The organism is Arthrobacter gandavensis, from assembly GCF_039528575.1.
GTDB lineage: Bacteria > Actinomycetota > Actinomycetes > Actinomycetales > Micrococcaceae > Arthrobacter_B > Arthrobacter_B citreus_B.
On sequence record NZ_BAAALV010000004.1, the window covers coordinates 190558 to 202979 of the forward strand.

A 12422-nucleotide genomic window follows, 5' to 3' on the forward strand; every position below is an offset into this window, starting at 1 on the left:
TCCACTTCCCACGGTCGTGTCCTAACGGATTTCCGATTCGGCCTCGCTGATCTGCGCGAATTCCTCCTCCGGTGCGCTGGCTACCAGGTGATGGCGGCTATAGAACCAGAAGTAGGCCAGTGCGGCCACAAAAATTCCCGCGGTGATGGAGGCTGCCAGCACATCCACCACGAACGTCGCCACCACTGCCACCACGGCGAGGACCAGCGCGACGCCGGTGGTCACCGCCCCGCCCGGGGTGCGGTAACCGCGCGGCAGGTCGGGTTCGCGCCGGCGGAGCACTATGTGGGAGAGGTTCAGCAGTACGTAGGACACCGTTGCGCCGAACACGGCGATGTTGATCAGCAGACCGCCGTCGCCGGTAAGCGCCGCGAGCAGGAAGCCGATAGTGCCCGGCACGATCAGCGCCATGTACGGGGTGCGCCAGCGTGTGGTCAGGGACATCCAGCGCGGCAGGTAGCCGGCACGGGAGAGGGCGAAGAGCTGCCGGGAGTAGGCGTACATGATGGAGAAGAAGCTGGCCACGAGTCCGGCGAGCCCGGCGTAGTTCACGAAGTCGGCCAGGAACGTGTTGCCGCCGTAGGCGATGCGCAGGGCTTCAGGCAGGGGATTGTCCGAGGTGCTCATGGCTTCTGCGCCGGCGGCTCCCGGGACGAGCACAAGCATCAGCGCGCCGAAGACCAGCAGGATGGCCATGGCCGCGATGATGCCGCGGGGCATGTCCCGCTTGGGGTCGGAGGTTTCCTCGGCGGCCAGCGGGACGCCCTCGATGGCAAGGAAGAACCAGATGCCGTAGACCAGCGCTGCCAGCACACCGGCGATGCCCATCGGGAGGAAGGAACTCGCTCCCGCGGCATCAGCCGGGACAATGTCGAAGAGATTGGCGGCGTCGAACTTCGGAACCAGGCCCACCACGGTGGCGACCAGCGCCAGGACGGCGATGGCGGTGATGACGAACATCAGCTTGAGCGCCTCGCCGACTCCGCGCAGGTGGATGCCAATGAAGATGGCGTAGGTGACCAGGTAGACCGGCCAGGAGTTGGTTAGGCCGAAGAGTCCCAGCGCTTCTATGTAGCCGCCGATGAACGTGGCGATGGCCGCAGGTGCCACGGCGTACTCGATCAGCACGGCCATGCCGGTGGCGAACCCGCCCAGGGGCCCCAGCGCCCGGCGGGCGAAACCGTAGCCTGCGCCGGCGGTGGGCAGTGTGGAGGAGAGTTCGGCCAGTCCGAAGACCATGCAGGTGTACATGATTCCCATGAGGACAAAGGCGATGAGCAGTCCGCCCCAGCCGCCCTGGGCCAGTCCGAGGTTCCAGCCGGAGAAGTCTCCGGAGATGACGTAGGCGACGCCGAGGCCGGCAAGCAGGATCCAGCCTGCGGCGCCCCGCTTGAGCTGGCGCTGGCTCATGTAGTTAGCGCCGACTTTCGTGTAGTCGACCCGGGATTTAGCCATGCTGGTTCCTCGGTTTTCCTCGTGCGCTGGAATTGGACGGTGCAGGAACAATCCATGTGGAGCAAAGCGGTGTAGCGAGGCGCAGATACATATGGCGTAATGGACTGATTTCAGTCCATGAATGTTGGAGAAGAGTCTGCGGTTTTTGATGGCCTCACGTCAAGAGGCTGACAACATTTTTTATTGGCCTGATTTGAGGGCTTTGGAGGCTTATACTTCCCGCATGGATATGCCGCACTTCGACTCCGGGGCGCTGCCGGTGCGGCCGGTGCGCCGAGGCAATGCGTTCGAGGAAACCGTGGAGCGGGTGCTGGAAAACCTTAAACTCGGGATTTACGCTGCCGGGTCCAGGCTTCCGCCGGAGAGGGAGCTGGCCTCCCAGCTGGGCGTGTCCCGGGCAACGTTGCGTGAGGCGCTCGCGGAGCTGCAGGCTGCGGGATATTTGGAGTCGCGCCGCGGACGGTATGGGGGAACCTTCGCTGCGGAAGTCCTTCCAGGGCCATCTGATCCGGCCGGCACGGGGAACGTTTCGGATTTGGAGGACGTACTGCTGTTCCGCAGGGTGGTGGAGTCAGCTGCGGCCCGGCTGGCGGCCGAAGCTACGCTGACGCCTGCAGCACGGGGACATCTGCTGGCCGCCCTTGAGGAAGTGGACCGCGCTGCCACGGACACGTTCCGGCCCAAGGATGCCCGGTTCCACATTGCCGTTGCCGAACTGTCCGGATCTGCCCGGCTGGTGGCTGCCGTTGCCGAGGTCCGTGCGCAGGCGAGCGACCTGCTGGACCGGATTCCGCTGCTGCAGGCCAACCTGGACCATTCCCAGGCCCAGCACCGCGAGCTGGTTGACGCGGTGCTGCGCGGAGATGCGGATGCCGCCGAAGCAGCGGCCGCTGCCCACCTCGAAGGGACTGAGAGGCTGCTGCGGGGGTTCCTGGCCTGACACTGGTGTGGGGCGCGCTGCGCCTGGACGTACGACGGCGGCACCCGGGGTTTCGCTCGGAAACCCGGGTGCCGCCGTCCTACTCTGTGCCCTAGTTTTCCCAGGGCGCCTTGATGGGGAAGTACTTTTCCAGGAAGTCCGTAACCCGGTTGGTCCGTTCTTCGGTGGAGACTTCGGGGAAAGACCCGTCGTTGAGGCAGAAGAGGTCCTTGTTCCGCTTGGCCAGCAGCCGGTCCATATCCTTCAGCCCGCGGTAGGAGGTGGTGTCCACGTACTTCACCTTGGCGGTTTCCTGCGTGACGGCACGGCCGGTGAGCAGCGCGTAGTAGTGGTAGAGCGAGTTGGTGACGGAGATGTTGTCCTTCGCCCGGAACTTGCTGGCTGCCGTGGCCGCGAATTCGTCGGGGAAGACCGCTTCCATTTCCACTAGGACGCTTTTGCGCAGCGGTGCGGCCGTGTGTTCGAGGTGCCGGGTGGTGATCCGGCCGAAACGTTCCCAGAGCAGCCGGCGGTTCACGCGCGCGGCGTTTTCGAAGCCGCTGCGTTCGGGGTCGTTCGCTCCGAGGCCGATGCGGGTGCTGGCTTCGATGAACTTGGTGATTCCGCCGGGGGAGAAGAACAGGTCCGGGCCCACGGGGCGGCCAAAGAACATGTCGTCGTTCGAATACAGGAAGTGTTCGGAGAGCCCGGGAATGTGCTGCAGCTGCGATTCGACTGCCTGCGAGTTGAAGGTGGGCAGCACGGACGGGTCGCGGAAGTGCTCGGTTGCGGGGACGAACGTAACTGACGGGTGCTCTGCCAGCCAGTCCGGGCGCGGCGAATCGGAGGCGATGAAGATGCGCCGAATCCAGGGCGCGAACATATACACCGAGCGCAGGGCGTACTTCAGTTCGTTGATCTGCCGGTAGCGGGCTTCATGGTCATCGCCTTCACCGACGACCGCGTCCTGCATCAGGGCCGCGCGGCGTGCCCGGTACTCCGGGGAGCTTCCATCCACCCAGGAGAAGACCAGGTCGACGTCGAACCTGATGTCCGTGGCGTGGTCGGCAAACATGTTCTCGATGGTTGGCCAGACCAGGCCGTGCTTGTCCACGCTGCCGCGCACCACTTCGGAGGCAGGCAGGGTGCGGCGGGTCAGGGAGTTCTCTACCGGGAGGGTGATCTCCTTCTCGCCCAGTTCCCACAGCTCAACCTGGACGCCAGCGGAGGCGCCGAAGACGAGGTTGGTTCCGCTGGTTCCGCGCGGTCGGAACAGGCGGATGATGCGTGTTTTCTCGTGGGGTGAGAGCTCGCCGTCGGCCACCAGCACTGTGCGTGACTTTTCGGTGTCCACGCTGCGGGAGTAGAACGGTTCATCTTTGCAGGCTTCGACGAGGGCACGGCGGAGGTCTCCCCGAAGGCGCAGATCGATTGCTATCACCGGCCGCTGGTCGTTGCCTCGAACCAGCAGATAGTCGATTCCGGCGTCGTCCAGTACCCGGCGAACGAACAGCAGGTCTTCCACCATTGCCTGGTGCGGTGTCAGGCCGGTGTCCATCAGGGTTAGCCTGCCCTTGATCTTGCTGACGTTGGCGCGGTGTTCAACGCGTTCAACGACGGCCAGGGATGCCGTCTGGAGGTCTTCAGCCTCTGCGCCTTCTTCCGGTGTGCCGAAGTAGACGTCGTGCTCTGCAGTGATGTCGGTAATTGGAGCCTCCGAGGGGTCGGGCCGTTTAGGCATGTGACAGGAAAGGGGAAGCGTGCGACGCTGCACGGTAGCTGGACCGTTGGTGCTCACCTGCCGGTTTTGCTGCCGGGCCGGTGCTGTGAAACCGCGGGGTGCTATGGGCGGCGCTGGCGGGGCTGCGTAGCATTGATGCTTAGCACGCGGAAACCTCCGGGAGCCGATGTGAGATACCGTAACACCCTGTTGTGTGCCGCCGTTACGGCGGGCCTTGCCGTGGCCTCGTGTGCTGCGCCGCAGCCTTCACAGACTGCCTCTCCAGCCTGGTATTCCTATGAGGTTTCGGAGAGCTCTTTGGAGTTTGAATACCGCTCTGACTGGCAGGTTGAGCAGGTTGCTGCCTTGGCCAACGATCCTTCCGGCGGTGTATCCCTTCGGGTTCACGACGCCGGCGGTGACGTCATTGCGTGGTTGGACACCGGGATTATTACGGACCAGGTCTGCATGGGGATGCAGGAGCCTGTGGTCTACACGGAGTACGACTCCCAGCCTATGCCGGAACTCGAATCCGGGCAGGGTACTTCGCAGCGTTTTGTGTACCGTTCAGTGGCTCCTGCATCGGGTGAGGCCCTGGTGACCTATTCGGTGGTTAGCACGCCTCCTCCGTCTGCCGAGGATGCTGCCTGTGGTCTCTTTGATTTCTTTACTTTGACCGAGTCCAGTGGCGGACGGTTTTCAGGTGTTGTCCGGCCTGATGAGGGAACGGACTCTGCTTCCCATTTGGCGAAGGCAGCGGCGTATGCGGACTCTGACGAGTACCGCGATGTGAGGCGCATGCTGGTTTCCTTGCGCAATTCAGACTGAGTTTTTTGGGCTTCCTGCACTTTTGCTGTGGCGTGCTGTGGATAAGTACGTATGCTTTGCCGCAGTTTCTGTAGCATCTACCGCACGCTGCCTTGCCTAACACGGGGGTTTTGATGTCCAGTCTTGGTGTTCGACGCCGGTTTGCTGCGGTTTCTCTGGCTCTTGCGGGTTCCCTCGTGGCTCTGTCTGCGTGTTCGGGTGCTGATGACCCTGATGCGGACGCTGCGCAGTCTCCCAGCAGTTCTGTCTCGCCGAGCGCTTCTCCCACCCCGACTCCTACGCCATCTGCGACGTATAAGCCTGCCTCTGCTGAGGGTCCTGCGGAGAACGTTCCGCTGCCTGTGATGCCTGAGGAGGCGAAGGTTGAGTCCAAGGAGGGGCTTATTGCCTTTGCGCGGTATTGGTATGAGCTGATCAATTACGGCTACGAGACGGGGGATGTGGAGCCTGTTAAAGCGGTTAGCGGGCCTGACTGTTTTGCTTGTCAGAGCTTCTATGAAGTGGTCCAGTCTGGTTTTCAAGACAGCGACTGGATGGCAGGAGCGGGCATCGAAGTTCAAGGGGCGGACAGCAGCTTTGCGCGCACAGACGAAGGTTACGTGCAAGTGCTAGTCCAGCTGGTTCAAGAACCGTTGGAGTACTACGGCCCAGCGGGCGTCCAGGCTATCGAGCCCGGAAATGAGTTGCCGTCAGTCCAAATGATTGAAGCAGAATTCGGTCCTTCCGGCTGGAGTGCCATAGACGTGGTGACTATCCATGCTTCCAAGAAGTAGCCATGCATCGGGTGTCACGATTCTGCTCGCGTGTGTCGTTGGCCTCCTCTACTCACAGGGCGCGCTCGCGGCGCCAACAGGCGGTGGCGGCAGCGGATTCATCGAGGGGGGTGTCCGGGGCGATGTCTCTTATCATCACGAGGCTGGAACCGGCGTATGGACTGAGCTAGCGATCGGCCTACCGAATGATCCACTTGGTTATCGTTTTGAACCAGCCTGCTTTGATGATCAGGACGCGGGAGATATCTCCTGTTTGGTGCAGACCAGACAGTGCACAGCGGGACCTGACGGTCGTTTGGTGTGGTGGTATTCAGGGTTGAGGACGGTAGCACCCGAGACTTGGACGCGTTTCACCCAGGCTCCAACTTGCATCTACTCAGAAGATCCGGCTGCGTTCGAAGAACGCTTGCGCGGCGAAATTCTGAGAGCCTTCCAGGAAGCACCTATTGCTCCGGGCACTATCACCCTTCAACCCAGCCCTCACACACTTATCGGCGCCCACACAAACGTCTACGTGGAAGCACAGCCCCAGATCTTCGAGATGGATCTCCTTGGCCAATCCATCCGCATCGAGGTGGAGCCCACGGAGTACACGTTCAACTACGGCGACGGCACAAGCTATGGGCCGGTGTCGACGCCCGGTGGACCGTTGCCGGAAGCACGCTGGGGAGAACAAACATCCACAAGCCACATGTATTCGCAGACCGGTGATGTTCCGGTAAGCATCACGACGTTCTTTTCGGGCGAATACTCCGTCAACGGCGGCCCGATGATTCCTATGGACGGACGTGCCGAAGTTGCCTCCCCGTCCCAGGTCCTGAGCGTTTGGCGGTCGGAGTCCCGCAACGTTGCTGATAACTGTCTTGTTAACCCCGCAGGCGTCGGCTGCTGATCTTCCGAAATTTTCCCTGTGGATAAGTCGAATCACCCGTAGAACGCGCCGTAGCCTCAGTCCACAACAGCCGATGGACTAAAAGGAGACGGCCATGGAGGCAGAGCGGACTCAAAACAGCACTCCAGGGTCCAAAAGGACCATGATCCGACTCCTCGTGGCCGGCCTGCTCACGATCCTGCTGACCGGCTGCTCAATGGTCAGCTTCCAACCGGCGGCGAACACTGCGGACGCGGAAACTCCGGAGACGGCCTCTTCCGCCGCTGCACCGTCAGAACCGCCGACACCCACACCGTCTCCGTCCTACAGCCAGGCCTCCGGGGCGGGACCAGCCGTCAACCTCGAGCTGCCCGTCATGCCGGAAGTGGCTAGACAGGAAACCGCAGATGGACTTCTCGCATTCGTGGACCACTGGTTTGGATTGGTTAACTACGCCTATCAAACCGGCGACATTGGGCCGCTTCAAGCAGTGACCACGCCCGAATGCGGCGTGTGCCGCGGGGTCTACGAGACAGGACCAGGAGCATACGCTGACGGCGGCTGGCTGGAAGGCGGGCAGGTGGAGTACGAGAACCCGGAGACGGTATTCGTGCTGACCACTGAGAACCGGCGGCAAGCCGTTATGTCCGTTCGGCAGAGGGTGATCATCCACCGCGACAGCTCCGGGAAGTCCGTGAAAGTCGTAGCCGGGACAGACAACCCGTTCCAAATGATCCTCGAAGCGACGTACACGGGAGATGGGTGGTTCGTTGATACTGCTGAGCCAACGGGATGGCCGGGTTAATGCCCGGGCTGGAGGCGGCCCGGATGAGGCACAGCAAAGAGCGTCCGGGGATCCTGCAGCAGGGCCGGGTAGGTGAAATCGGACCGACGTACCCTCCCGGAAACCTGGACCGGCCGGTGGGCAGCGTCGTTCGTAAGGGATACTTCCCCAACGGTTCCCAGGTCCAAAACAGTCCGGTCCGCCCCCAACAAGGCGACCTCATCTCCGTCGTTCATTTCCTCCAGGAAGCGCTCAAGTTGGCGGGCCTTCTTCCCCGCCACGGGCGTACCGCGCGCGGACAGCATGGGCAGTTCAATCACCGGTCCGTCATCGCCGGGAACAGTGCGTGCAACCCACAGCGAATCCCCTCCGGGTTCGGCGGGCAGAATCAGCTTTTCGGGATCCGGCCACACGTAGGGCAGATCCGGGGGAGTGCCGGGGAACAGGTCCGCGTAGAACGCGGGATCTTTGGCAAGCAGGTTCGACCGGTGGCTCTCGTGAACCTGCGCCTCGCCGAGCCAAGGGGGCAGCGGTACCTCACCGCCGTCGGCGTCGGGCGCGAACTCAACCAGCTGCTCCCGCACGGTGTCGGCAAATCCCCGCCCGGTCCACGCGTCGGTCATCGCCAGGCCGTAGGCCACCAGCGCGGGAACGTACCCCATCCACATCCGGGTGGCCGGATGGTTTCGCCAGCCGTAGTCGGGAAGGACCAGCGCCCGCAGGATCTGCAGGGTTTCAACTCTCTGTTTGCCCAGACGAGGGGAGTCGAGCACGTCGGCACTGCGCCGGAAGTCCTCATAGGGAACGAATGTCTGCATACCGGTCTCAGGACCTAGTACTCGGCATACAGTTCCCCTGCGAGCACCGGTTCCGCCACCCGGTTATCCAGCCGCGGCAGGGGACAGGCCCAGCGCTCGTCGTAGGCGCACGACGGGTTGTAAAGGAAGTTAAAATCCAGAATCAGGGAATCGCCTGTCCCTTCGCCGAGGTGCGCACCCTTGATCGTGTCCAGCAGGTAGCGCCCACCCCCGTACGTTCCGTGGGGTTTGCCGGCCAGTCCATCCCGCAGCGGCAGGAAAAGCCCGCCCCCGTAAGTGGCCAGGCGCCACAGCGCGAGCCTGCCTATCGGCGTCGTCACAGTTCCGAGGCGTTCGAAGTAGACCGTTCCGTCTGTTCCCGTGGGGACTTCGAGCTGCTGGCCGGCGCCGTCGTCGTCGATTCCCGTCTCGAAACGGAGGCCCGGATCATAGGGTGCGACGGCGAGGCCTGCGAAGCGCTGTTTTGCCGCCTGGCTGAGCGGGGACGCGGGGTGCATGGCGAACAGGGCGTCGCGTTCGCGGCGCCAAAGATCATGGGCCGACGACGGCGAACCAGCCCCCGCGACCTGCCGTACCTGGGCATATATGTCGAATATGCGACGGCGCCAGTCAGCCGTCCGGAGTGCCGAATCGGGGGAAACCATGTCCCCAGCGTAGTGTGTTCGGGTGACTACGGGACTGCTAATTGTTGTGCTGGCTTCGATCTTTGTTGGGGCGCTGGCCCAGCGAATCGCCGGTCTTGGGTTCGCACTTCTGATTTCGCCGTTCCTGGTGATCATTCTCGGCGCCCATGCCGGCGTGCTGATGGTGAATGTGTGCGGGCTGGTGTCCTCGCTGCTGATCATGTTCCGCGTTTGGAAGGACGTGGACTGGAGCATGTATCGGTGGCTGGCCGTTCCCGCCGTGATCGGCAGTATTCCTGCCTCCATCGCCGCGGTGTATTTGCCGGCCGCGCCGATGGCTGTGATCGTGGGTGCGATCGTACTGGTGGCGCTCGGTGCCTCGCTGGTCCTGGCCCGCAATTCAGTTGTGGTGACGGGCAATCCTGCCAAGGCAATCGCCGGTTTCGCTTCAGGAGTGACCAACGCTGTGGCGGGCGTGGGCGGTCCGGCAGTCAGCGCCTACGCCGTGATGGCCCGGTGGCCGCAGCGGCCGTTCGCTGCAACCCTTCAGCCCTTCTTCGTCACCATTGCCACCGTGACGCTCGCCGTAAAGCTTGCGATGGATCCGGGCCAGATGCCTCCGTTCAGCGTCGTTGCCTGGGTACTGATTGGCGTCATGATCATCGGCGGCATCTATGCGGGGGAGCGGCTGCAGAAACACATCCGTGACGACCACGTCCGCTTCGCAGTCATCGTGATCGCCTTCCTCGGAGCCGGTGCGGCCATGGTCAAGGGCATCATCGATCTGATGGCCTAACTGCCGATTGGGCGGTGCCCGACGGCGGCGCTCCAATCCCAGCGAATCGGGGGCAGGACTCAGCTGCCTTCGAAGACCCGTAGACGAGCTTCGCATGGGATTGAAAAGCAGGTAAATGACCGGTAATTGAGGTCCCGGAAAAGGGCTGATTTAGGCCCTGGAATGTCGGTGGCAGCTGAGAGTGTTAGGGGTATGAACCGTTCCTCGGTGCCCCCGTTTTCCCGGTCAGCTGACCGGGAAATGAAGGGTGCGCCGGGTGGTGTGCCGGGGGCTGAATCCCCATCCTCGCCGCGTTCGGAACCTGCGTTTACAGCTCCCTCAGGGACGGTGTTCTGCGCTGATCCTGCCTTGGTTGAGGACCATGTGTCCGAGTCGTTGCCTGAGGGTTTCGCCGGGCAGTTATCACTCCGCGGTTCGGAGTCCCTGGGGTATGAGGAAACCGTGTCCGCGCTTGAGCGTCTGGGCATGCTCATCTCCTGGGCGCAGGCCCAGCAGGCACGTGTTGCCGCCCGGCTGGAAGTGCTCTTTGCCAGGGATATCGCTGAGGCTTCCGGACGTGAAGAACCCGCCCTGGCCATGAGTTTGGCTGCAGCCGAGGCATCCACGGTCCTGAACATCCCGCACATGACGGCGATGCAGCTCATCAGCGAATCCACCCGCCTGTGTGTTCAGGCTCCGCAGACGCTGGCCAGATTATCCGAGGGAAAGATCGCCCTCCAGCACGCCCGCATCATCCTCGAGGAAACCCAAAACCTCCCCGCCGACATCCTCGAACCGCAGCCGGAACCGGGTGCTGGCGCGGGTTCAGATGACGCAGCCGCACCAGCCGGCAACGGGACACCGCCTGACGGGGAGGCCGGTCAGCTGGATCTCGGCCTGGAGGCCCAGGGCGCGCTGTTCGGGCAGTCCGGGCCGGGCGGACCGGATGGAGCAAGCGGACCGGACGGAGACGGTGGAGCAACCGGACCGGATGGGCCGGGCGGACCGGACGGGGCAGACGGAGTGCAGGATGGTCCGGTAGGCGGGGCAGCCGGGTCGGACGGGCCGGGCGAAGCAGCCGCAGGCGCAGCCGTCGATGGGCCTGCCGGTGCAGCCCTCACAGTGCGTGCTGCGTTCGAACGGGACCTGCTGGCAGCAGCCGAGGGCAGGACTGCTGCCGGGTTCGGGCGCCGAGCCCGCAGGCTGCGCGAGTCCCGCTTCCCGGACCTGATCCCTGCCCGGCACCGTGAGGCCAAGGACAAACGCCGTGTGATGTTCCAGCCCCTGCCCGATGGCATGTCCTGCCTCAGCGCGATCATCGCCGCGGAGAAGGGCCAGGCTATGTTCGCCGCGCTCACCGGTGCAGCGAAAGCCGGCAAACGAGCCGGCGACCCCCGCACCATGGACCAGCTCCGCGCAGACACCCTCACCGAGCTGCTGCTGGAGGGCGAACCGCCTGCCGCCAAGGGGGACGCCGCAGTAGAAGCTCCCAGGGCCGGAACGATCACCAACGAAGACACACAGGGAGCAAATCCCATTCCCGGCGCTGCAGACGGAGGGACTCGGGGAGGCGCCGCCGGTTCCCTCTACGAACCCAGCAGCGTCCCCGGCATTCAAACCCATGGCCTCGACCCGGCCGGCCACCGCCTGACCGGACCAGATACCGCATCCATGGACGCTGCCGGGGAAATCCCTTCCGCACCGGGCCCCACCCCTACCGGTACCACCAGCACTGCCGCCGGTAGTTCCAGACAGGACAAGCGACCGCGCCGGGCCGAAAGATACCGGAGCAAGAACCGGGACCGCATCAACAACCGGAACCGCACCAACAACCGGGACCGCACCAACAACCGGGACCGCACCAACAACCGCGACCGCTCCAAAGTCCGTACCGAGGTCATGGTTCTGATCAACGCAGACACCCTTGCCGGAATCGACGAAAACCCGGCAGAACTCAACGGCTACGGGCCGATCAGTGCCGAGACTGCACGCTCGATGATCCTTGAGGCCCTGCACTGGACGCCCCTGCTTCAGGACCCGGCCACCGGTGAAATCCTCACCGTGGGACGGACACGGCGTATCCCTGCAGGACTCAAACGCTGGCTCCAGGCCAGGGACGGAACCTGCAGGTTCCCCGGCTGTCCAGTAAATGTCACCCACGCAGAGATCGACCACACCACCCCGTACGCACACGGCGGACCAACAGACCACACGAACCTGGAACACCTCTGTCCCAAGCACCACCGGTTCAAAACCCTCGGCCACTGGAAAGCACGCCAACCAGCGGCCGGAACCATCGAATGGAACTCACCCACCGGCCGCACCTACACCACCGACCCCACACTGGACTACCTGCCGAGTCCACGAAATCTCAGGCCATCGGATCCTCGGCCCCGCCCCGAAACCACGCCCCAGCCGCCAGACGACGATCCGCCACCCTTCTAGCCCCCCGTAGGTCCAAGCCGTTCCGGCTGGCTCTCCCTCGACGCCGAAGGAAAGGGTCAGTCTCGGGCAAGTCCCTTCGATGGATAGGTCCGCTTAGCGGAGCAGCCGGAATCATCAGAGAAGGCGGGCGGCAGACCGGAGGGACGATGGCTGCGGCGGGCCGGGCATCAGAGGAGGCGGCATCAGCGCGGACCGGGAGCTCAGGCCCCCGCAGTACAAAAGGGACACGGCCCACCGCCCCGCAGACTCGCAGCCCACCGCCCTGGGGTCCGCGGCCCGCCGCCCGCCGCCCCGCCCCGCAGACCAGCAGCCCACCGCCCTGGGTTCCGTGGCCCGCCGCCCGCCGCCCGCCGCCCCGCCCCGCAGACTCGCAGCCCACCGCCCTGGGTTCCGTGGCCCGCCGCCCGCCGC

Annotated in this window: 11 protein-coding genes; 7 read left to right on the forward strand and 4 right to left on the reverse strand. The window is 63.9% G+C overall.

Annotation, left to right across the window (positions count from 1 at the left end; translation table 11 throughout):
- Positions 1-21: 21 nt before the first annotated feature.
- Positions 22-1455 carry an ethanolamine permease gene (eat, locus tag ABFX29_RS12195; protein ID WP_152229260.1) on the reverse strand — a complete coding sequence of 478 codons (1434 nt, stop codon included), beginning with the start codon at positions 1453-1455 and terminating at the stop codon, positions 22-24.
- 223 nt (positions 1456-1678) lie between these two features.
- Between eat and ABFX29_RS12200 the strand changes: the two genes are divergently transcribed.
- Positions 1679-2395 (forward strand): FadR/GntR family transcriptional regulator, encoded by a 717-nt coding sequence (locus ABFX29_RS12200; RefSeq protein WP_170287803.1) that lies wholly within the window; start codon positions 1679-1681, stop codon positions 2393-2395.
- Positions 2396-2486: 91 nt separating this feature from the next.
- Here ABFX29_RS12200 and ABFX29_RS12205 read toward each other — a convergent pair whose 3' ends face one another.
- Entirely contained in the window at positions 2487-4115 is a 1629-nt protein-coding gene (locus ABFX29_RS12205; protein ID WP_152229259.1) for a stealth family protein, read from the reverse strand.
- Between the two features lie 297 nt (positions 4116-4412).
- Between ABFX29_RS12205 and ABFX29_RS12210 the strand changes: the two genes are divergently transcribed.
- The 4 genes from ABFX29_RS12210 to ABFX29_RS12225 all read left to right on the forward strand — a co-directional run bounded on the left by ABFX29_RS12210 (position 4413) and on the right by ABFX29_RS12225 (position 7371).
- On the forward strand, positions 4413-4922 hold the full coding sequence (locus ABFX29_RS12210) for a hypothetical protein (RefSeq protein ID WP_152229258.1): 510 nt from the start codon (positions 4413-4415) through the stop codon (positions 4920-4922).
- A gap of 113 nt (positions 4923-5035) precedes the next feature.
- Positions 5036-5695: a DUF6318 family protein gene (locus ABFX29_RS12215; RefSeq protein WP_275124660.1), complete on the forward strand. Its 660-nt coding sequence runs from the start codon at positions 5036-5038 to the stop codon at positions 5693-5695.
- Positions 5696-6209: 514 nt separating this feature from the next.
- Positions 6210-6587, forward strand: a complete 378-nt coding sequence (locus ABFX29_RS12220; RefSeq protein ID WP_246167710.1) for a hypothetical protein — start codon at positions 6210-6212, stop codon at positions 6585-6587.
- Positions 6588-6729: 142 nt separating this feature from the next.
- The gene (locus ABFX29_RS12225) at positions 6730-7371 is read left to right on the forward strand and encodes a DUF6318 family protein (RefSeq protein ID WP_152229256.1); all 642 of its coding nucleotides are present in this window, start codon (positions 6730-6732) and stop codon (positions 7369-7371) included.
- On the opposite strand, the gene ABFX29_RS12230 is transcribed toward ABFX29_RS12225, so the two are convergent.
- Together ABFX29_RS12230 and ABFX29_RS12235 are read right to left on the reverse strand one after the other, a co-directional pair.
- Entirely contained in the window at positions 7368-8168 is an 801-nt protein-coding gene (locus tag ABFX29_RS12230) for an MSMEG_6728 family protein (protein WP_152229255.1), read from the reverse strand. The genes ABFX29_RS12225 and ABFX29_RS12230 overlap by 4 nt on opposite strands.
- 14 nt (positions 8169-8182) lie before the next feature.
- Positions 8183-8812 carry a DUF1684 domain-containing protein gene (locus ABFX29_RS12235; RefSeq protein WP_152229254.1) on the reverse strand — a complete coding sequence of 210 codons (630 nt, stop codon included), beginning with the start codon at positions 8810-8812 and terminating at the stop codon, positions 8183-8185.
- 22 nt (positions 8813-8834) lie between these two features.
- On the opposite strand from ABFX29_RS12235, the gene ABFX29_RS12240 reads away from it, so the two are divergent.
- Positions 8835-9587 (forward strand): sulfite exporter TauE/SafE family protein, encoded by a 753-nt coding sequence (locus tag ABFX29_RS12240; RefSeq protein WP_152229253.1) that lies wholly within the window; start codon positions 8835-8837, stop codon positions 9585-9587.
- Between the two features lie 348 nt (positions 9588-9935).
- Complete coding sequence (locus tag ABFX29_RS12245) at positions 9936-12011, forward strand: HNH endonuclease signature motif containing protein (protein ID WP_170287802.1); 2076 nt, start codon at positions 9936-9938, stop codon at positions 12009-12011.
- Positions 12012-12422 lie beyond the last annotated feature (411 nt).